At 60.7% G+C, this 18,724-nt stretch carries 20 protein-coding genes and 1 pseudogene; 9 read left to right on the top strand and 12 right to left on the bottom strand.

Annotated elements, in window-relative coordinates; translation table 11 throughout:
• Window positions 1–126 precede the first annotated feature (126 nt).
• The gene (locus tag ACIPSK_RS13235) at window positions 127–1,224 is read left to right on the top strand and encodes a calcium:proton antiporter (RefSeq protein WP_162116547.1); all 1,098 of its coding nucleotides are present in this window, start codon (window positions 127–129) and stop codon (window positions 1,222–1,224) included.
• 38 nt (window positions 1,225–1,262) lie between these two features.
• Here ACIPSK_RS13235 and ACIPSK_RS13230 read toward each other — a convergent pair whose 3' ends face one another.
• The 6 genes from ACIPSK_RS13230 to ACIPSK_RS13205 form a co-directional block, all read right to left on the bottom strand.
• On the bottom strand, window positions 1,263–1,952 hold the full coding sequence (locus ACIPSK_RS13230; RefSeq protein ID WP_162116546.1) for a glycosyltransferase: 690 nt from the start codon (window positions 1,950–1,952) through the stop codon (window positions 1,263–1,265).
• 95 nt (window positions 1,953–2,047) lie between these two features.
• The gene (locus tag ACIPSK_RS13225) at window positions 2,048–2,917 is read right to left on the bottom strand and encodes a 3-deoxy-manno-octulosonate cytidylyltransferase (RefSeq protein WP_162116545.1); all 870 of its coding nucleotides are present in this window, start codon (window positions 2,915–2,917) and stop codon (window positions 2,048–2,050) included.
• 43 nt (window positions 2,918–2,960) lie between these two features.
• Window positions 2,961–3,851 (bottom strand): glycosyltransferase family 8 protein, encoded by an 891-nt coding sequence (locus tag ACIPSK_RS13220; protein ID WP_312858810.1) that lies wholly within the window; start codon window positions 3,849–3,851, stop codon window positions 2,961–2,963.
• Between the two features lie 197 nt (window positions 3,852–4,048).
• The gene (locus ACIPSK_RS13215; protein ID WP_170281321.1) at window positions 4,049–4,435 is read right to left on the bottom strand and encodes a type II toxin-antitoxin system VapC family toxin; all 387 of its coding nucleotides are present in this window, start codon (window positions 4,433–4,435) and stop codon (window positions 4,049–4,051) included.
• Window positions 4,436–4,437: 2 nt separating this feature from the next.
• Window positions 4,438–4,698 (bottom strand): type II toxin-antitoxin system Phd/YefM family antitoxin, encoded by a 261-nt coding sequence (locus tag ACIPSK_RS13210; protein ID WP_011652922.1) that lies wholly within the window; start codon window positions 4,696–4,698, stop codon window positions 4,438–4,440.
• A 102-nt stretch (window positions 4,699–4,800) separates the two neighbouring features.
• Window positions 4,801–6,003 (bottom strand): pyridoxal phosphate-dependent aminotransferase, encoded by a 1,203-nt coding sequence (locus ACIPSK_RS13205; RefSeq protein WP_003561278.1) that lies wholly within the window; start codon window positions 6,001–6,003, stop codon window positions 4,801–4,803.
• Window positions 6,004–6,387: 384 nt separating this feature from the next.
• Here ACIPSK_RS13205 and ACIPSK_RS13200 point away from each other — a divergent pair, with 384 nt between their 5' ends.
• The 3 genes from ACIPSK_RS13200 to ACIPSK_RS13190 are packed head-to-tail and all read left to right on the top strand — an operon-like array spanning window position 6,388 to window position 10,738.
• The gene (locus tag ACIPSK_RS13200; protein ID WP_162116543.1) at window positions 6,388–8,772 is read left to right on the top strand and encodes a marine proteobacterial sortase target protein; all 2,385 of its coding nucleotides are present in this window, start codon (window positions 6,388–6,390) and stop codon (window positions 8,770–8,772) included.
• A complete protein-coding gene (locus tag ACIPSK_RS13195) occupies window positions 8,762–9,535 on the top strand; it encodes a class GN sortase (protein WP_162116542.1) in 774 nt (257 codons plus the stop codon). The genes ACIPSK_RS13200 and ACIPSK_RS13195 overlap by 11 nt, the downstream gene beginning before the upstream one ends.
• 60 nt (window positions 9,536–9,595) lie before the next feature.
• Window positions 9,596–10,738 (top strand): PQQ-dependent sugar dehydrogenase, encoded by a 1,143-nt coding sequence (locus ACIPSK_RS13190; protein ID WP_162116541.1) that lies wholly within the window; start codon window positions 9,596–9,598, stop codon window positions 10,736–10,738.
• Between the two features lie 4 nt (window positions 10,739–10,742).
• Here ACIPSK_RS13190 and ACIPSK_RS13185 read toward each other — a convergent pair whose 3' ends face one another.
• A complete protein-coding gene (locus tag ACIPSK_RS13185) occupies window positions 10,743–11,213 on the bottom strand; it encodes a DUF3052 domain-containing protein (RefSeq protein ID WP_162116540.1) in 471 nt (156 codons plus the stop codon).
• Window positions 11,214–11,313: 100 nt separating this feature from the next.
• Here ACIPSK_RS13185 and ACIPSK_RS13180 point away from each other — a divergent pair, with 100 nt between their 5' ends.
• The 3 genes from ACIPSK_RS13180 (at window position 11,314) to ACIPSK_RS13170 (ending at window position 13,523) form a co-directional block, all read left to right on the top strand.
• A complete protein-coding gene (locus ACIPSK_RS13180; RefSeq protein WP_162116539.1) occupies window positions 11,314–12,204 on the top strand; it encodes a DMT family transporter in 891 nt (296 codons plus the stop codon).
• Window positions 12,205–12,689: 485 nt separating this feature from the next.
• On the top strand, window positions 12,690–12,905 hold the full coding sequence (locus ACIPSK_RS13175) for a cold-shock protein (protein WP_003561293.1): 216 nt from the start codon (window positions 12,690–12,692) through the stop codon (window positions 12,903–12,905).
• A gap of 147 nt (window positions 12,906–13,052) precedes the next feature.
• Window positions 13,053–13,523 (top strand): BA14K family protein, encoded by a 471-nt coding sequence (locus ACIPSK_RS13170; RefSeq protein WP_162116538.1) that lies wholly within the window; start codon window positions 13,053–13,055, stop codon window positions 13,521–13,523.
• A gap of 61 nt (window positions 13,524–13,584) precedes the next feature.
• Here ACIPSK_RS13170 and ACIPSK_RS13165 read toward each other — a convergent pair whose 3' ends face one another.
• Entirely contained in the window at window positions 13,585–14,457 is an 873-nt protein-coding gene (locus ACIPSK_RS13165; protein WP_162116537.1) for an oxidoreductase, read from the bottom strand.
• A gap of 34 nt (window positions 14,458–14,491) precedes the next feature.
• On the opposite strand from ACIPSK_RS13165, the gene ACIPSK_RS13160 reads away from it, so the two are divergent.
• Window positions 14,492–14,950 carry a winged helix-turn-helix transcriptional regulator gene (locus tag ACIPSK_RS13160; protein WP_210254172.1) on the top strand — a complete coding sequence of 153 codons (459 nt, stop codon included), beginning with the start codon at window positions 14,492–14,494 and terminating at the stop codon, window positions 14,948–14,950.
• A 47-nt stretch (window positions 14,951–14,997) separates the two neighbouring features.
• Here the strand turns inward: ACIPSK_RS13160 and ACIPSK_RS13155 are convergent, their stop codons facing one another.
• The 3 genes from ACIPSK_RS13155 to ACIPSK_RS13145 are packed head-to-tail and all read right to left on the bottom strand — an operon-like array spanning window position 14,998 to window position 17,591.
• Window positions 14,998–16,374 carry an ATP-binding protein gene (locus ACIPSK_RS13155; protein WP_017965306.1) on the bottom strand — a complete coding sequence of 459 codons (1,377 nt, stop codon included), beginning with the start codon at window positions 16,372–16,374 and terminating at the stop codon, window positions 14,998–15,000.
• A 23-nt stretch (window positions 16,375–16,397) separates the two neighbouring features.
• Complete coding sequence (locus tag ACIPSK_RS13150; protein ID WP_162116536.1) at window positions 16,398–17,099, bottom strand: response regulator; 702 nt, start codon at window positions 17,097–17,099, stop codon at window positions 16,398–16,400.
• Window positions 17,100–17,591 carry a MarR family winged helix-turn-helix transcriptional regulator gene (locus ACIPSK_RS13145; protein WP_064247790.1) on the bottom strand — a complete coding sequence of 164 codons (492 nt, stop codon included), beginning with the start codon at window positions 17,589–17,591 and terminating at the stop codon, window positions 17,100–17,102.
• 296 nt (window positions 17,592–17,887) lie between these two features.
• On the opposite strand from ACIPSK_RS13145, the pseudogene ACIPSK_RS13140 reads away from it, so the two are divergent.
• Window positions 17,888–18,143 (top strand): annotated as a pseudogene (locus ACIPSK_RS13140) (branched-chain amino acid aminotransferase); the annotation flags it as partial.
• A gap of 161 nt (window positions 18,144–18,304) precedes the next feature.
• On the opposite strand, the gene ACIPSK_RS13135 reads toward ACIPSK_RS13140, so the two are convergent.
• Window positions 18,305–18,574 (bottom strand): hypothetical protein, encoded by a 270-nt coding sequence (locus ACIPSK_RS13135; RefSeq protein ID WP_003541697.1) that lies wholly within the window; start codon window positions 18,572–18,574, stop codon window positions 18,305–18,307.
• Window positions 18,575–18,724: the final 150 nt, after the last annotated feature.

Genomic DNA, 18,724 nt, shown 5'->3' with positions numbered 1-18,724 from the left:
CGGCCCCGATGACATTCAGTATTCCATTAAACGCCCAAGACTGCAAATGGCACTCGACCGCGGCTTTCTTGATAGGCGAAATCAGGGACTTAAATAAAATGTATGAATCTGAACAGGAGCAGAGGCTTGGGGATCGCGTCACGCCTTAAAGAGGAAAAGTTTCTGGTCGCCGCACTTGTCGTTGCAGCGATCGCCTATCTCTTGGAACACGCAGTGATCGAGATGGGGCGCGGCGTCGCGCTGATTGCCGCCGCCGCCCTGGTCGGCACTATCGTGCTCGCCTCGATCCGCGTTGCCCATCATGCCGAGCTGCTCGCCGTCAAGGTCGGCGATCCCTACGGCACGATGATCCTGACGCTCTCGGCCGTTGCCGTCGAAGTCATCATCCTCGCCATCATGATGAGTGGCGAAAGCTCGCCGACGCTGGTGCGCGACACGATCTATTCGGCCCTGATGCTCGATATCAACGGCATTCTCGGCTTGGCCGCCCTGCTCGGCGGCCTCAAGCACGGCGAACAGCCCTATAACGACAATTCCGGCAAGACCTACGGCGTGATGATCCTCACCGCGATGGGCATCTCGATGATCGTGCCGGAATTCGTGCCCAGCGACAAATGGCACTATTATTCCGCCTTCACCATCGCCGCGATGATCGCGCTTTACGGCCTCTTCCTGCGCATGCAGGTTGGCCAGCACAGCTATTTCTTCAGCTACAGTTACCCGCGCTCCGAACGAAAGAAGGAAAGTCCCGACGAGCATGGCGACGACGAGTCGGCCGCGATCTCGATCGCCACCATTCTCATCGGCGTCGTCATTATCGGCCTGCTGGCGGAGTTCATGGCGGCCTTCATGACCGAAGGCCTGCGCGATAGCGGCGCGCCGATCGCCGTGACCGCCGTGGTCGTCGCAGCGATTTCGGCCGCACCCGAGATCCTGACCGCATTAAGGGCGGCACTCAGGAACCGCATGCAGGCGACGGTCAACATCGCCATGGGCGCCTCGCTGTCGACGGTCATCTTGACCGTGCCCGTGATGGAAGCGATCGCGCTCTATACCGGCCAGCCCTTCATCATGGCGATGACCCCGGTGCAGACGGTGATGGTGGCGGTCACGCTGATTGCCGCCGCGATCAACCTCAACGACGGCGAGACCAACGCTATCGAGGGCATGACGCATTTCATCCTCTTCGCCACCTTCGTCATGCTGACGGCGCTGGGGCTCTGAAGGCTCCCGCCCCGCGGAGGAAGGAAAGAACAGACTGTTTAGGCGGGCTGTTGGGCGAAGAGCAGGCGTTCGCGGGCTGCGAACCATTCCTCGGCATAATCGTCGTTCTTGTATTCCTCGAAATACGGCCCGCCATCGGTGAAATGGACGTTCTTGGCGTCTTCGCGGTAGTCGTATTCATTAACGAGGTAATTCCACGTCACCGGCAATTCGCCGATGAGCTCTTCATTCTCCAGCCATTTGAACTGATGCAGTTGCAGCCCGGTCGCGGTATTGACGTAGTCGGGCGTCAGTGCGCGGCATTCGTCATTGTTGAAGAGGATGAAGCTCGACCAGTTCTTCTTTTCGTACTTGGTCTGCGCCTGCCCGAGGAACTTGGTGTCGATCTTCGGCTGGTAATCATGTTTGACGCACATGACGGCGTAACGCTCGTCGCGCAATGCCCAAAGCTCGGCGATATCGGCACGCATCAGCATGTCGCAATCCATGAAGATGCTCCAGCCCTCGTAACCGCTCAGATAGGGCGTCAGGAAACGCGAGAAGGAGAACTCCGTGGATTGCAGCGCGTTGCGCTGGCGGGTGAAAATCCCGCCAAGATTGGAGAGCGCAATGGGCGAGAACTCGACCGGGATCGACGACTTCTCGATGATGCTCTGCACGAGAACGTGGTAGGCAACCACTTCCTTGGGATCGAATCCCACGAAAATTCGGACGTTCTGTTGTTCCATTGTCCACCTCGATCGCCAGTATAGAGAGATGAATTGATTGGTATCGGAAACAGCATTTTTGGCCACCCACGCCTGTAAGCAAAGGCCTGCGACAGTCATCCCTTCGACTTATCGAGAAAACGCTGCTTGCGGGTTTTCGGTTTGAACCGCCGAAAGAAATTGTCGACGGCGCGGATGAATTTGGTGACGGACATCAGCCTGTCGATCTGGCTGTTCGTATTGTCGAGCCGCTCCGACAAGACCTCGGCCGCAGTCATCGCGATCTCGACCGGCGGCACCTCAGGAAACCGTTTGGCGAGCGCCGAATAGGGGCTGGCATCGACGCCGCCCACCATGGAGATCGACCCCATGCGCGCAAAGAGACGCAGGAAGATCTGCTCGAACGTCCAATCGTGCACGTCGAAGACCTTCCACTTCTCACTCCGCTTCGCCGAAAAGCCGGCAAGCAGGATATTGCCCGGCAGCTGCAGATCGGCGAGCCACAGCGCTACCGCAAAGCCGCTCGTCGCGATCTTGCCGATCGGATAGAGATCGGCGAGCATTTGTGTCAGATCAAGGTGACGGGCCTCAGCGCCTTCGAAGCAGCTCTTTTCGCTGAGATTTTCCTCGACGGAGACCCGGATGTTGACGACGCCGAGGAAATCGTCGCCGCCAAAGAAGCGCAAGACATCCGCCGCTTCGCGCCGATGGACGATATGGGCGCCCATCACGTCGCTGCGGGCAACCAGCATGGAATGGCCGACGAAGGGTTCGTCGAGCACCTTATAGACCTTGTTGAAGAAGACGTAGAGCGCCGTCTCCGGCAATTCGCTCCGCAGCCGTTCGAGATCGACCGCCTCGCTGTTTGCGACCAGCACGACATGGGAATAGCCCGACAACAGCGCCTTCCACGCTTCCGGCGTCAAGAAATTGAAGCCTCCGTCCGGAGCGGTCGTAGCCTTGTTATCGCTAGGGATTGCTTCCATATCGGCTCACATGCACTTTCCAAGGACGACGCGGTCCGCCCGACTAGCTGTTGCTGAAATAGGCGCGCATCCGGGCAAGCCGCGTCAGCCCGCCGATCTGCTTTCCCACATGCGAGAGGAAGCCCGCCACTCGGTCCGTCATCGACGGTTGCCTGCAGAAAGACGCCCAGGGTGTGTTGCGAAGATCTTCGGCATAACGATTGGCCATCCGCCGGTGCACCCAGGGCACGGTGGCCTGCCACGGCTTTTTCCGGCCGGTGAAATGAAAGATGGCCGGCCGATCGACGAAAGGCAGCAGGCCCGTCTGTGTATTCCAGCGCGGATCGAGCACCAGCCAGTCGCGGTCGAACGTGACGTTCAACGCATCCTGGTCATTGTTCTCGAACAGATGCGACCGCTCCTCGAAGATTTCCCGGGTCCTGGCGAAAAGCCCCCTCGCCCGGCAGACGGACCAGTCGAACAGCAGTACGCCGGCATTGAAGTAGCGGCCGCCATGGCCCATGCCGATCTTGCGCTGCCGCGCCCCGGCCTTCTCGGGAAAGGCCATGACATAGTCGTCAACCGCAGCAAGCGCCTTGCCCTGCAGATCCATCGCGAAGAGATCGTCGACCGGCGCAACCGTAAGCACATCGGCATCGAGATAGAGCAGCCGCTCGACATGATCGGGAATGTACAGATCCATGTAGAGCCGCGCCAGCGTCGCCCCCGACCAGCGACCCCGCGCTTGCAGCGCCGTATCCGGCGTATTGTAGGGCAGCACCCTGATCGCCATGTCGTGCAGCCGCGCGAAATTTCCGACCTCGGCGATCTCGTTCGACTTGAGGTCGATGCCGAGAAGCAGGAACTCAACAGTGGAACCTGAGAGATTGCGCTTGACCGAAAGCAGGGTGCAGCAGGCGGCCGGCAGCATGTTGACATCCGAACAGACGATCACGGCACTCTGCTGCAAAATCCCAGCCCCCCGAAGCGGCAATTTAAACTTGATGCCGGATATCTAGTTGGTTTGATGCCAACCCGCAACCGCAGATCACCCGCCGGACCGTCGCTCTGCGTCACGTTTTGAATCGGATTTCAACGACTTGCAAGGCAAAGCGGATTCAGATGAGGAACATATTGAATCGGAACGTGAACTTAGAGCCGCAGCGCCAATGGATGATCGACGAGCAGCCGGTCCACTGTCGCAAGCTGCAGCCCCTCGACCTTGCATTGCGCAAGCAGCAAGCGATCGAAGGGATCGCGCGTCTCCGGCTCGGGGTTGGCGGCGGTGATGACGTGCGCGATATCGATGGGCAGGATCGTCAGCCCGGTCTCCCCGAGATAAACGGGAATGGTCTCGAGGGGCAATCCGGGCTGCAATTTTCCAAGCCTTGTCTTGATGGCAATTTCCCAGAGGCTGGCGACGCTGACGAAACCGATGGCGGCACCGTCCGAAAGCACCCGCTCGACACGCGGAAAACGCTCCGCCAGTTTCTTCTGGGCAACTGCAATCACCATGTGCGTGTCAAGCAGCAGACGCATGATCACGGCAGCGGCTTGAGAAGAAAATCTTCCGGCAAAGGATCGTCGAAGTCGTCGGCGATATACATCTCCGTGCGGGTGATACCCTTGGAACGAAGATAGGCTTCGCCGGCCTCCAGGTTCAAACCGCCGCGTTTTTGATGCGGCACGAGATCGAACACCGGCCGGCCGTTGCGTGTCACGACAATGGTTTCACCTTCCTCAACCTCACGGGCGAGTTCGGTCAGGCGGTTCTTCGCATCGCGGATCGAGACGGTTTTCATGATGTCAAATGTAGCTACATGCGGCTACATCGTCAATGTCAGCGCAATTGAAAAAGGCCCGCCGTCACCGGCAGGCCCTCAATCGGCGTTACAGTAAGCCGCTTACTTGCAAGCGCCGCAGAAGCGCTGGATGCGGCGGCAGGCTTCCTCGAGCAGCTCTTCCGAAGTCGCGTAGGAGATGCGGAAGTTCGGGCCAAGACCGAAGGCCGAACCGTGAACGACGGCAACACCTTCCGTTTCCAGAAGCTCGGAAACGAAATCCTCGTCCGTCTCGATGACCTTGCCCGACGGCGCCGTCTTGCCGATCAGGCCGGCGCAGGACGGATAGACATAGAAGGCGCCTTCCGGCACCGGGCAGACAATGCCCTTGGCCTGGTTCAGCATCGACACGACGAGATCGCGACGGCCTTCGAAGATCTTCTTGTTTTCAGGGATGAAGTCCTGCGTGCCGTTCAGCGCTTCGACAGCCGCCCACTGGGCGATCGACGTCGCACCCGAGGTCTGCTGCCCCTGGATCATGTCCATGGCCTTGATGAGCTGGATCGGACCGGCCGCATAGCCGATGCGCCAGCCGGTCATCGCATAGGCCTTGGAGACGCCGTTCATCGTCAGCGTGCGGTCGTAAAGCTTCGGCTCGACTTCCACAGGCGTGACGAACTTGAAGTCGCCATAGGTCAGGTGCTCGTACATGTCGTCGGTCAGCACCCAGACCTGCGGATGCTTCATCAGCACATCCGTCAGCGCCTTCAGCTCGTCCTGCGTATAGGCCGCCCCCGTCGGGTTGGACGGCGAGTTGAAGATGAACCACTTGGTCTTCGGCGTGATCGCCTTTTCGAGATCGGCCGCCTGGAGCTTGAAGTTATGCTCCTGGGTAGCCGAAACGAAAACCGGCGTGCCGCCGCACAGCGCCACCATCTCAGGATAAGAAACCCAGTAAGGCGCCGGGATGACGACTTCGTCGCCGGGATTCAGCGTTGCCATGAAGGCGTTGAAAAGGATCTGCTTGCCGCCGGTGCCGACGATCGTCTGCTCCCAGGAATAGTCGAGGCCGTTCTCGCGCTTGAACTTGGCGGCGATCGCCTTGCGCAGCTCGGGAATGCCGGAGACCGGCGTGTACTTCGTTTCGCCGCGGTTGATCGCGTCGATGGCGGCCGTCTTGATATTATCGGGCGTATCGAAATCCGGCTCACCTGCGCCGAGACCAATGACGTCACGTCCTTTTGCTTTCAGCTCGCGCGCTTTCTGGGAGACGGCGATGGTGGCTGAAGGCTTCACACGGGAAAGAGCATCGGCAAGGAAAGCCATGATAACGGTCCTAATGGTTGAAACGGGCAGAAAGCCGGGACCGGAGTTCTGCGGTTAGCTCTATGTCCAATGTATGACGGCATTTCAAGCGGAAAGGCGTCATGGTGGCATGATTCTTATTGATCGGTTCGCCGCACCGGCTGTCTAGCACGCCGCCCCCTTCGTAGAGGCCTATGTCACGTGGTTGAAACACCATGCGCAGATCTTGAATCAATCTCTGAGGTCGTCCGGATTTATCCCCTGAAATCAGTGGCATCGTCGAATTCGGCCATTGCCATGAATAAGCCGCAACAAATGCCGCGCCACGCCGCAATTCCGTCGCGAGCGCGCCGAGATCGAAGCCGCATCATCCGGCATCCGAAATTGGTTATTGAGGGTATGCCAATGTTTCTGGAAGATGAGTTTGCCATCAGGCGCATGCGCATGCGTCGGATCTCCATTTCATGTCTCGTTGCCATCACCGCTTTTGCCGCCTGCATCACCGCGATGCTGGGGCTTGCCTCCGCCGCTCGCGCCGATGCACAGCCGGCATCCGGCCAACTCGCGGCTCTTGTCCGGCCGAACGACGTTAACAGCGGCTCGCTGCTCTTTCCGTCGAAGGAGCCGGGCTTCTATGTCGAAGCGCCGCGGCTGAAGACCGATGTCGCCATCGATGTCTCCGGCCCGATCGCCAGGGTGAAGGTGACGCAGCGCTTCCAGAATCCGAGCCAGGGTTGGGTCGAAGGCACCTACGTTTTCCCGTTGCCGGATAGTTCCGCCGTCGACGCGCTGAAAATGCAGATCGGCGAACGCTTCATCGAAGGCCAGATCAAGCCGCGCCAGGAAGCCCGCGAGATCTACGAGCAGGCCAAGGCCGAGGGCAAGAAGACGGCGTTGCTCGAACAGCAGCGGCCGAACATCTTCACCAACCAGGTCGCCAATATCGGTCCCGGCGAAACCATCGTCGTCCAGATCGAATACCAGCAGACGATCCACCAGTCGGGCGGCGAGTTCTCCCTGCGCTTCCCGATGGTCGTCGCCCCGCGCTACAATCCGGCGCCGATCGTCCAGACCGTCGAGTTCAACAACGGCGCCGGTTTTGCCACGCCGCGCGACCCCGTGGAAAACCGGGACAAGATCGAAGCCTCCCTGCTTGATCCGCGTGAGAACGCCAAGATCAATCCAGTCGCGCTGACAGTCAACCTGAAAGCCGGCTTCGCGCTTGGCGACGTCAAATCCTCGTTCCACGCGGTCGATATCAGCCAGGACGGCGACCAGGCGAGGACGATCAGCCTGAAGGCGGACACCGTTCCCGCCGATAAGGATTTTGAACTCACCTGGAAGGCCGCTCCTGGCAAGATGCCGAGTGCCGGCCTCTTCCGCGAAGTGATTGATGGTAAGACCTATCTGCTCGCCTTCGTCACTCCGCCCACGGCCCCGGATACGGCAGCGCCGCCGGCAAAACGCGAGGTGGTCTTCGTCATCGACAATTCCGGCTCGATGTCCGGCCCGTCGATCGAGCAGGCAAGGCAGAGCCTGGCGCTTGCCATTGCCAAGCTGAACCCAGACGACCGCTTCAACGTCATCCGTTTCGACGATACGATGACCGATTATTTCAAGGGTCTCGTCGCAGCCACCCCTGACAATCGCGAAAAGGCGATCGCCTATGTCAGAGGCCTGACCGCTGACGGCGGCACGGAAATGCTGCCTGCCTTGCAGGCTGCGCTGCGCAACCAGGGACCGGTCGCAAGCGGAGCGTTGCGCCAGGTCGTATTCCTGACGGATGGTGGGATCGGCAACGAACAGCAGCTTTTTGAGGAAATCACCGCGAATCGAGCCGATGCCCGCGTCTTCACCGTCGGCATCGGCTCGGCACCGAACACCTATTTCATGACCAAGGCCGCCGAAGTCGGCCGCGGCACCTTCACGGCGATCGGCTCGACCGATCAGGTGGCAAGCCGCATGGGCGAGCTTTTCGCTAAGCTGCAGAACCCAACCATGACCGATATCACCGCCACCTTCGAAGGCATCGAGGCCGAGGATATCACGCCGAACCCGATGCCGGACCTCTACAGCGGCGAGCCGGTCGTGCTGACCGCGCAGCTGCCCCACGATCAGCCCGCCGGCAAGCTGCAGATCATCGGCCAGACAGGCGACCAGCCGTGGCGCGTCGAAATGGATATCGCCAATGCCGCCAACGGCAACGGCATTTCCAAGCTCTGGGCGCGGCGCAAGATCGACGATTTCGAGGCGCGCGCCTATGAACGTCAGGATCCGGCCGCGCTCGACAAGGATATCGAGACCGTGGCGCTCGCCCATCATCTCGTCTCTCGCGTCACCAGCCTGGTTGCCGTCGACGTCACTCCGTCTCGTCCGGTCGACCAGCCACTCGGCTCAACCAAGCTGCCGCTCAACCTGCCGGAAGGTTGGGACTTTGATAAGGTCCTCGGCGAAACCCCTGCTCCTCTTGGCGGCACGGAGCGCCATGGCTCGGCTACGCCGACGGGAAACCCCGGATCGGTGCAGGCTGCGGCCGAAACACGGGAGCTCGCCGCGTCGCCTGAGATCGCAAACATGATGGCCGCAGCCCCGACCGCCAAGGCGGCCACCATGATCGCGCAAAAAAGCACGACCGTGAACCTGCCGCAGACGGCGACGCGCGCCGACGAGCAGATCATCCGCGGTCTGACCATGCTGCTCGTGGCGCTGACGGCGGCAAGCGGGCTTGCCGTGTGGCGGCGACGCCTCAAGGGCATTATTGCGGTCGGGGTCAAGCGAAATGGTCTTTAGGCTCTCCGCAAGCCAGAATGAGGAAGCGGCCGAATTCGAGCCGCTTCCGACCTATCTGGAACTCGCCATGGCCGCCGCTACGGCCTATGATCGACCGAAGATGCGCCACAAGAAGGGTTTCTTCCTCTGGCGCCTTTCCTCGATCGAAAAAGCAATTGCCTTTGCCATCGCCGGCCTTGCCCTCTATGGCCTGGCGCTGATCGGTGACGGCTTCCTGCTGAAGGTGAAGGCAGAGCTTTCCCAGGTTCTGCTGAAACGCGCCTTCGCTGCCGAATTGCGGGGCGAAGAAACAAAACCCTGGCCCTGGGCGGATTTTACCACCGAGGCCAAGGTGCGCGCCCCGCGCCTCGGCAAGGAGGCGATCGTGCTCTCCGGCGCCTCCGGCGAGGCTCTCGCCTTCGGTCCGGCCTGGCTCGCCAATACGCCGCAACCAGGCGAGGAAGGCACCTCCGTCATCGCCGCCCATCGCGACACGCACTTCCGCTGGCTGCAATATATAAGGCCCGGCGATACGATCGAGGTCACTCGCCGCGACGGCAAACTATTGACCTTCAAGGCCGGCGAAGGCCGCATCGCCCCGTGGGATGCCAACGGCATCGATCCCTCCTCCGATGGCCGCCGCCTGGTGCTGACCACCTGCTGGCCCTTCAATGCCACCGAACGCGGGCCGCTGCGCTACATCCTTGAGGCAGAATTGGTCGATGACCAGGCGACGGGATCGGTTCAACCGGTAAACACAAAGCCGTTATTGCAGGTCGAATGAGGGTTGAAGCCATCCCCTGCCCGCTCCACGTTCAGCCTGGAGAGACCACAGGGAAGCAAGATGAAGAGAATATCCGCCCTCCATTTCGCCACAGCGCTGGTCCTGTTCGGCACCGTATCGGCGGATGCAGCCGACACCATCAAGACGCAGGATCTCGCAGTGCGGATCGACAAGCTCGCCGACCACCTCGAACATCCCTGGGCGGTCGAGGTCTTGCCCGACGGGGCCTATCTCGTGACCGAGCGGCCTGGCCGCATGCGCATCGTCCGCGACGGCAAGGTTTCAGGCCCGATCGGCGGCGTGCCCAAGGTCAGCGCCCGTGGTCAGGGAGGCCTGATGGATGTGGCGCTCGCTCCGGACTTTGCGACATCCAGAAAACTCTATTTCACCGCCGCCATCGCCAACAGCCAGGGCTCCGGCACCGAGGCCTTCAGCGCCACGCTTTCAACTGACGAAAAGACGCTCCATGCCGTGACGCCTGTTTTCACCATGCGGCGCTTCACGCCAGGCAACATCCAGTACGGTTCGCGCATCGCGATTGCCCGCGACGGTTCGCTGTTCATCAGCGTCGGCGACCGTGGCGACCGCGACCGCTCGCAAGACTGGCAAGACGATGCCGGCTCGATCATCCACATCAATGCCGACGGCAGCATCCCTGCCGATAATCCGTTCAAAGACGGCGGCAAGGCGCTGCCGGAAATCTGGTCGAAAGGCCACCGCAACCCGCAGGGCATCACCTTCGACGCCAAGGATGGCAAGCTCTATACCGCAGAGCACGGCGCGCGCGGCGGCGACGAGATCAACCAGCCCGAGGCCGGCAAGAATTACGGCTGGCCGATCATCACCTATGGCCGCGACTATTCGGGCGCCGAAATCGGCGAAGGCACCGCCAAGGAAGGGCTGGAACAGCCGCTGCATTATTGGGATCCTTCAATTGCGCCCGGCGCGCTCGCCGTCTATCGCGGCGCCATGTTCCCGGAATGGGACGGCAATTTCCTCGTCGCGGCGCTGAAGTTCCAGCTGCTCTCGCGCATGCAGCGTGACGATAGCGGCGCCTTTGTTGCCGAAGAGCGCCTGTTCGAGGGCGAATACGGCCGCATCCGCGACGTTGTCATCGCACCCGACGGTGCGCTGCTGATGGTGACGGACGAGGATAACGGCGCGCTGCTCAGGGTCTCAAGAGCGCAAGCCCGTAACGGCTGAGCGATCACAACGCGCCGCGCAGCTCCTTGCGGATGACGAACTTCAGCCCGGACCAGATCTCGTCGACGGCGCAGACCTTGACGTCGACCAGACCGGTTGGGAGCAGAACCGCCCGCACTACGTCCTCCGTGATGTCAGTCGGCACGCGTGAACTCTTCTTCGGCCAGGATATCCAGACCATGCCGTCCCGCCTCAAGACACGGAAAAGCGCTGGCGCAACAGCCTCCAGCGCCGGCCGTTCGGTCGTAAACAGATGCACATAGTCAAACGCACGCTGAGGCGTCTCGGGAAGCACGCGGACGACCGAAGCAAAACCGTCGAAGCCATAGATGTCACCGATCGTTTCCGGAATGCCGAGAAGAGCGGCGGTCTGCCCGTGTGCAAGGCCGAGTTTCCTGACAAGCGGCGTGCCGGAATAACCTGCCGTACTAGGCGCCGCCGCATCGCCGGCCGGCTTCCGTTCCTCGTGTCGCATGCATTCATCTCCGTCAACCGACACGAAGTCTTCACCCTTGCCGCAAGGAAACGCAACTGCTAACCGCTTGGGCACATCTCCCTTCCCCATTGAGGACGACATGACGCGCGTTCAGGCGAACCTCCTCCTATTGCTTGCAGCCGCCATCTGGGGCGGCGGCTTCGTCGCGCAGTCGACGGCGATGAAGGCGATCGGCCCCTTCTGGTTCATCGGCCTGCGCTTTGCCGTCGCCACCCTGGCCGTGCTGCCTTTTGTCCTTTTCGAAGCGCGCAAGGCAACGGAGAAGACAAGCGCGCGCCATGCCAAGCTCTACATCCTGATCGGCCTTGCCCTTTTCGGCGGTGCAGCCACGCAGCAGGTCGGACTGCAGACGACGACGGTGACGAATTCCAGCTTCATCACCGGCCTCTACGTCGTTTTCGTGCCGCTGATCGCCGTGTTCTTCCTGCGCCGTGCTCCGCATTGGATCATCTGGCCGGGCGCGCTGATCGCGATCACCGGCATCTACCTTCTGTCCGGCGGCCATCTCTCGGCGATGGCGCCCGGCGATCTGCTGACCGTCGTCTGCGCCGTCTTCTGGGCGATCCAGATCACCCTTGCCGGCACGACCGTTTCGGAGACCGGAAGGCCGCTCGCGCTCTCCGCCGTGCAATTCGCCGTCACCGCCGTCTGTGCGCTGGCCGTTGCCGCAGCCGTCGAACCGGTCAGCCTTTCGGCGATACAGGCCGCGGCGCCGGAGATCCTTTATGTCGGTATCTTCTCCTCCGGCGTGGCTTTCGTGCTGCAGGTGATCGGCCAGCGCTACACGACGCCCTCGCAGGCAGCGATCTTTCTTTCTTCCGAAGCGCTCTTCGGTGCCTCACTTGCAGCCCTGCTGCTCGGCGAAACGATGCCGGCAACAGGTTATGCAGGTTGCGCGCTAATGTTTATCGCTATGCTTGTGGTCGAGCTTGTGCCCGGGTTCACCCGGCGGCGCCTGCCAGCCGCGTGATCACCCGTCCAGATATGGGCGAGTCACCCATCGGAAAAAAAATTATCCGATGCGGGAGACGCGTTGGCGTTGCATTTTTGGGAAAATCTGCTCGGAACTTATATTGCCGACGATATAAAACGTTAATCATTCCCTGTCGACGAAGGAAATTTTGCGTTTTTGCGCAAATTGGAGATCGACAGGGGTGTGCCCGGAACGACACGTTAAAAAACTTTTGCTTGCCAAAATCCTTTAAACGCAGCACTCTCAGCGCGTTCGGGCATTTTGCGAGCATGGGAAGTCCTTAAGTATTTGCGCGCCGGGAACGCTAATATTCCGGTCAGCCGGTTCCGAAAATGGCGGGAGAAACTCCTACCTGGAACAGGCCGAGGTAGAGGGGACCTTTTTCTCAAATTTCAAGAATTGCCTGCCAACACCTCCCGCAAGGGGGCAATGCTATGATGCTGCCCGTGTGGATGGCGGGCAGAGAGAAAAGGACCTGACGCATGGCAGAGACTGGCACTGTAAAATTCTTCAATACCGACAAAGGCTTCGGCTTCATCAAGCCGGACCGGGGCGGCGCTGATATCTTCGTTCACATTTCTGCCGTTCAGGCCTCTGGCCTGGCCGGTCTGACGGAAAACCAGAAGGTAAGCTTCGACACGGAGCCGGATCGCCGCGGCAAGGGCCCGAAGGCCGTCAATCTGCAGATTGCGGGCTGAACCCTTAACAAGGCTGGCGAGTTCGAGTTGAAGCCCGGCAGCAATGCCGGGTTTTGTCGTTCAGCCTTCGTTCAGCTACAAATCTGTACGACTGTGACCATCGAGAAAGGGACCGGCTTTCGGTTCCCGGGATTAGGATTTACACTTATGAACAGGCTCGCCAAGACCCTTCTGCTGACGGCAACCGCTGCTGCACTCACGCTTTCCGCCATTGGTGAAGCGTCGGCCGGTGACCGCCACTGGCGCCACGATAATCATCACGGCAACAACGATGCGTGGGTCGGCGGCGCCGTTGGGCTGGCCACCGGCCTGATCGTCGGCTCTGCCATCGCCAATGCCAATAACGGTCCGGCTTACGAAGAGCGCCGCTACATCGATCCGGCCTATGAGCCTGATTACTACGAGCCCGCTCCGGTCTATCGCGCCCCGCGTCGTGTTTATGTCGAGCAGCCGCAATATGTCGAGCAGCCGCGATACTATGCGCCGGTTCGCACGGCGGTAGAACCCTGGTCGCCGCAATGGGAGCGCTACTGCTCTTACCGCTACCGCTCCTTTGATCCGCGCAGTGGCACCTATATCGGCAATGACGGCCGCAGCCACTTCTGCACCGCCGGCTGATTGCACGACAATCCCTGCTACAAAGCGCCGCTTCTCAGCGGCGCTTTTGTTTTTTGCCTCGTCAACCGGCCTCCTTTTCCCAAGGCATCGGTCCTGCCTCGGCATCCGGCTCAAAATCGGTCGAGACGCTGACGGCGCGCCATTCACGATCGGCCTCGATACGCGCCGCATCCGCTTTCTCGACATTGCGCACGGCATCGCTGCCGAGCAGCAGCCTGAGCGGCGGCTCGTCGAGACCGGCAATGTGGATGACGACCGCAGCCGCTTTGGCGGGATCGCCGGGTTGGCGGCCGTTGTACGCATGCTGGAAGCGCGCCGTAACGCCGACCGTCTCTGCATAGTCCTGCCGCCCTTCGGCAAGCACCGTCGAGGAGCCGGCGAAATCGGTCCTGAAGCCGCCGGGCTCGATCACCGTCACCTTGATCCCGAATGGCGCTACCTCCTTCGCCAGCACCTCGGAAAAGCCCTCAACACCGAATTTCGCCGCCGAATAGGCGCCGCGCCCGGCAGGTCCGATCCGGCCGCCGACGGATGAGAACTGGATGATGTGCCCCGCTCCCTGCCCGCGCATCAGGGCGATAACTGCCTTGGTCATGATGATCGTGCCGAACAGGTTGGTCTCGATCTGGGCGCGAAAATCGGCAAGGCTAGTATCCTCGATCGAGCCCACATTGCCGTAGCCGGCATTGTTGACAAGCACGTCGATGCGCCCGAACCGCTTCACACTCGCCTCGATTGCCGCCGCTGCCGCCGCATCGTCAGTCACGTCAAGCGCCAGCGTCAGCACCTGATCGCCATACTGCTCGTAAAGATCGGCAAGCTGGCCGGGATCGCGCGCCGTCGCCACCAGATTGTCGCCGGAGGCCAGAACCGCCTCCGCCAGCGCCCGGCCGAGACCGCGCGAACTCCCTGTTATCAACCAGACCCTGGGCATCGGAAACCCTCCTTCTGTGGTTCCCGGCCCATGTATGGTCTACTGTATCCGATTGAAAGAAGGTACCCATACGATCTATACACACCTTGAGGTAACTGACGTGAGCAGCGACATGTTCGATTTCTGCAGCAGCATGACCGACGAGCAGGATGCGCGGGCCCGCGAACTGATCGAACGGGCGGCGGCGAAATGGCCGCTGCGCATCCTGCATGTGCTCTCCGATGCCGGCGCACCCCTGCGCTTCTCGCGCCTTATGGAGAGGGTCGAGGGCATCAGCCAGAAAGTGCTGACGCAGACGCTGCGCACCCTCGAAAGAGATGGCCTCATCATCCGCACACTCTATCCCGAAGTGCCGCCGCGCGTCGAATATGAGTTGACGCCGCTCGGACGCGACCTTCTCATGCAAGTCGCCGCGCTCTGGCGCTGGATCGTCGAACACCTGGACGATTTCGATGCACGCAAAGCCGTGAAGCTGACGGCGGCCCGTGCCTGAAGCGCGTCGCGATCTTTCAAACCGCTGCACAGTTTTGCGCGACATGTTTAGGCCGGAATGCGGACCGTTGCCCTCAGTCCACCGAGCGGGCTGTCGCCGAGCGTGACGTTGCCGCCATGGCTGCGGGCGATGTCTCGGGCGATCGCAAGGCCGAGGCCGGTGCCCGACGCATCGAGATTGCGCGCCGTATCCAGCCGGAAGAATGGCTTGAACACGTCCTCGCGATTCTTTTCCGGAATGCCCGGCCCGTCATCGTCGAAGATGACGGTCAGCCATTTGGCATTATGCTTGGCCTCGATGTCGAGCCTATCCGCGTAACGACGCGCGTTCGAGGCCAGGTTGGTGACGAGACGCATGAAGGCGTTCGGCCGGACGGATATGTCGTCATCGCCTTCGATGGAATAGCTGAATTTTTTACCATGCAGGGCGAAATCGGATTCCAGCTTCGCAAAGATCTCGCTGAGTTTGAGTTCGCCGACATCCTCTTCGACCTCGCCGCGCGCAAAGGCCATATAGGCTTCCAGCATGGTCTGCATGTCGTTGACGTCGTCATTCAGACCATGCAGGTCGGGATTGTCGCCGGCGAGCGCCAATTGCAGTTTGAAGCGGGTGAGGATGGTGCGCAGATCATGGCTGACACCGGAGAGCATCGCGGTGCGCTGCTCGATCTGCCGTTCGATTCGCTCGCGCATCAGGATGAATGCAAGACCGGCACGCCTGACCTCGTCGGCGCCGCGCGGATAGAAATCATCAGGCTTCTGCCCCTTGCCGAAACTTTCAGCCGCTCGCGCCAAGGTGAGGATCGGCCGGATCTGCCCGCGCAGGAAGAGGATCGAGATGCCGATCAGCACCAGTGAGGTGCCGACCATCCAGACGATGAAGATATGGGTGTTCGACGCATAGGTCTGGCTGCGCTTGGTCAGCACCCGCAGGATCTTGTTGTCGAGTTTGATGCGGATCTCGACGAGGTTCGAGTTGCCGACCGTGTCGATCCAGAAGGGCCGGTGAATCTCGTCGGTGATCTCGTCGCTGAGGATGCCGTCGAGGATCGAGAAGAACGGCTTGACGCGCGGTGGCGGCAGGTCGCCGTCCGGCTCGATCGAGATCTGCAGGCTGAGCTGGTCGCGGGCGATACGGATGATCTCGCTATAATCCGAATTTTGCGGATAGGTCTCGATGATCTCGATGATCGCGGCGATGTCACGGGTGACGGCAAGCGACAGCCGCTCCGTCACCATTTGCCAGTGGCGCTCCATGAAGACGGCGGCGACGACGGATTGCAAGAGCACCATCGGAATGATGATGATCAGCAACGAGCGCGCGTAAAGTCCGGTCGGCAGCCGGCGGCGCAGCCAGCGGACGACCCAGCGCCAGCCCGGCGCAGAAGTGCGGTCTTCCCGCCGCAAGCTGTCGATCGTCACCATCAGCGCCGGTCCCGAACCTTGAGTTAGTCGATGCTCAGCCTGTATCCGATACCGCGCACGGTCTGCAGCCAGACGGGATTGGCGGGATCATCCTCGATCTTACGCCGCAGCCGGTTGATCTGCACGTCGATCGTCCGTTCGCCGACTTCGGTGTCGTTGCCGATCAGTTCATGGCGGGGGATCGTGTCGCCGGCACGCCGTGCAAAGAGCAGCATGATCTCCTGCTCGCGGTCGGTGAGCCGGATCACCTCGCTGGCTTTCTTCAGCTCCTTGCGGGTCAAGGAGAAAGTGTAAGGCCCAAACATAACCTGTTCGATCTTCAGCCCCTCGCCGTTGGCGTTGCGGCGCAGGATATTGTTGATGCGCAGCACCAGCTCGCGCGGATCGAAGGGTTTGGAGAGATAGTCGTCGGCGCCGGCTTCGAGGCCTTCGATGCGGTTGCCCGATTCCGCCAGCGCCGTCAGCATGATGATCGGGACGTTCTTGATGGCGCGAAGCCCGCGGGTGACATCGATTCCGGATTCGCCGGGCATCATCACGTCCATGATGATGAGGTCGAAATCCAGACCGGTGAGCTTGCGCTGCGCCTCGGCGCCGTCGGCGGCGACAGTAACGCGGAAGCCGTTCTCGGCGAGATAACGATTGAGCAGCGCGCGGATGCGGGAGTCGTCATCGACCACCAGCAAATGCGCCGCATCGTCGGAAATACCTGTCTTGACCGCCATTCAATCCGCCCTCTGTCTATCCCGCATTCCGCTGAGGAAAGCTTTTACGCCCTCCCGCACCTCCGCAGAAGCCCCTTCGAATGCCCGCTCAATGCGGCGCGATTGCGGCTCAGCAAGGGCAAGCGCCAGCTCTCGTCCCGATTTCGTCGGATAAAGCTTGCGCTGCCGCCGATCCTCGGGGCCGGCCACCTGGCGAATATAGCCTGAATCGATCAGCTGTTTCAGCACCCTTGCGAGGCTCTGCTTGGTGATCTTTAAGGTATCGAGAAGATCGGCTACCGTCATGCCGGGGTTGCGGTTGACGAAATGCACGACGCGATGGTGCGCCCGGCCGAAGCCGCTCTTTTCGAGGATGGCGTCAGGATCGGAAACGAAATCGCGATAGGCGAAGAAGAACAGCTCGATGATCTCGAAATCGATAATCCCCGTATCTTCCATCGGCGTGGCCAGCGGCTCTGGCTTGCTTGCTTTCGGGCCGGTCTGTCGTGACACTCGGCACTTCCTTCTCTCTGTCATCTTTACTGAGATAAATTTGCGTCGCTGCTAACTTTCCCGAACTCTGCGCGAGCGCCGCACGGTCTCGCATTTTCCTGGAAACCAAGGCCCGTCCGGCACTCCGACGCAATAGGCGATTTCCCCTTGCGTCTGTGGATAAAACGTAATGGGGACAACAATCAACAGGCATGGCGCTCAAGCACCGGAGGAGTTTAGGGAGGGCTTCAGTTCCTTTCGACCAGCTGGACGGCGAAATCTGGTTCAACGGCGAGTTCGTCGCCCGGGAAAGACGCCAAGATCCACGCATCAACGTCGCCATCGCCATCGGGCAATGGAACAGCTATTTCAACCCGACCGAAAAGCTGAAGGGCGTTCGCCTCGATATCGCCGAATCACCGTCCCGATCCGAAGACGGCGCCCTGCGCCTCCAAGGCTGCCGGTCTCTACATGATTTGCACCATTTCCAAGCACGCCGCCGAAGCCAAGGGCTACGCCGATGCCATGATGCTCGATGAACAACGACATGAAGGAAGCCTATCCGGCGGCGATCGCCGCCGAATAAGGCCGTCACGCAATCGGTCCGGCTACTGCATAATTCCTTAAATCGGAATCGATTTAAGGCTGGAATTTTGCAGCAATTTAAAGTGCTACAGCGTCCTTTGCGCGTCTCAAAAAACGCGCGGCGCTGTAGCACCGACCCGTCGGGCCTTTTATCTATGCGCCCGTGCCATGACCAGTCCGGCGAGCGTCGAGAGAATGCCGCCGCCGATCAGGCCGCCGATGCCGTCGGCGATCAGCCCGGTCATGGCCGCTTCGCCGCCGACCATGCTGAGCAGCATACCGCCGGCGACGCCGCCGATTGCGCCTGCGATCGTCCGGGCGACGACATTGATCGCTTGCTGCTTCAAAGCGGCGCTCGCGGCATTGCCGCCGATTGCACCGGCAATCAATTGCGTGATGAGCGGAAGTAGCGCTTCCATGATTTCCTCCTCTGGCGATCTCCCCGATCGCCGATTCATGCCGAACCTTCAGCATATTAGTATTTTATCATATTTTGGAGGAAAGCATTAAGAAAAATCAACCGATGCGGGATTAAGGCAGGAAGAAGCGCCCCGGAACGAGGCGGTCCG

It is taken from the genome of Rhizobium sp. LARHSG275 (assembly GCF_052871115.1).
The sequence above is the reverse complement of the archived record's forward strand: the minus strand, read 5'-3'. Positions and strand labels throughout refer to the sequence as shown.

Excerpts from the sequence above, each read along its gene's own strand:
- ACIPSK_RS13230 (WP_162116546.1), bottom strand. The coding sequence starts at position 1,952 with ATGGAACAACAGAACGTCCGAATTTTCGTGGGATTCGATCCCAAGGAA.
- ACIPSK_RS13225 (WP_162116545.1), bottom strand. The coding sequence starts at position 2,917 with ATGGAAGCAATCCCTAGCGATAACAAGGCTACGACCGCTCCGGACGGA.
- ACIPSK_RS13215 (WP_170281321.1), bottom strand. The coding sequence starts at position 4,435 with ATGCGTCTGCTGCTTGACACGCACATGGTGATTGCAGTTGCCCAGAAG.
- ACIPSK_RS13210 (WP_011652922.1), bottom strand. The coding sequence starts at position 4,698 with ATGAAAACCGTCTCGATCCGCGATGCGAAGAACCGCCTGACCGAACTC.
- ACIPSK_RS13205 (WP_003561278.1), bottom strand. The coding sequence starts at position 6,003 with ATGGCTTTCCTTGCCGATGCTCTTTCCCGTGTGAAGCCTTCAGCCACC.
- ACIPSK_RS13200 (WP_162116543.1), top strand. The coding sequence starts at position 6,388 with ATGTTTCTGGAAGATGAGTTTGCCATCAGGCGCATGCGCATGCGTCGG.
- ACIPSK_RS13195 (WP_162116542.1), top strand. The coding sequence starts at position 8,762 with ATGGTCTTTAGGCTCTCCGCAAGCCAGAATGAGGAAGCGGCCGAATTC.
- ACIPSK_RS13190 (WP_162116541.1), top strand. The coding sequence starts at position 9,596 with ATGAAGAGAATATCCGCCCTCCATTTCGCCACAGCGCTGGTCCTGTTC.
- ACIPSK_RS13185 (WP_162116540.1), bottom strand. The coding sequence starts at position 11,213 with ATGCGACACGAGGAACGGAAGCCGGCCGGCGATGCGGCGGCGCCTAGT.
- ACIPSK_RS13180 (WP_162116539.1), top strand. The coding sequence starts at position 11,314 with ATGACGCGCGTTCAGGCGAACCTCCTCCTATTGCTTGCAGCCGCCATC.
- ACIPSK_RS13175 (WP_003561293.1), top strand. The coding sequence starts at position 12,690 with ATGGCAGAGACTGGCACTGTAAAATTCTTCAATACCGACAAAGGCTTC.
- ACIPSK_RS13170 (WP_162116538.1), top strand. The coding sequence starts at position 13,053 with ATGAACAGGCTCGCCAAGACCCTTCTGCTGACGGCAACCGCTGCTGCA.
- ACIPSK_RS13165 (WP_162116537.1), bottom strand. The coding sequence starts at position 14,457 with ATGCCCAGGGTCTGGTTGATAACAGGGAGTTCGCGCGGTCTCGGCCGG.
- ACIPSK_RS13160 (WP_210254172.1), top strand. The coding sequence starts at position 14,492 with ATGGTCTACTGTATCCGATTGAAAGAAGGTACCCATACGATCTATACA.
- ACIPSK_RS13155 (WP_017965306.1), bottom strand. The coding sequence starts at position 16,374 with ATGGTGACGATCGACAGCTTGCGGCGGGAAGACCGCACTTCTGCGCCG.
- ACIPSK_RS13150 (WP_162116536.1), bottom strand. The coding sequence starts at position 17,099 with ATGGCGGTCAAGACAGGTATTTCCGACGATGCGGCGCATTTGCTGGTG.
- ACIPSK_RS13135 (WP_003541697.1), bottom strand. The coding sequence starts at position 18,574 with ATGGAAGCGCTACTTCCGCTCATCACGCAATTGATTGCCGGTGCAATC.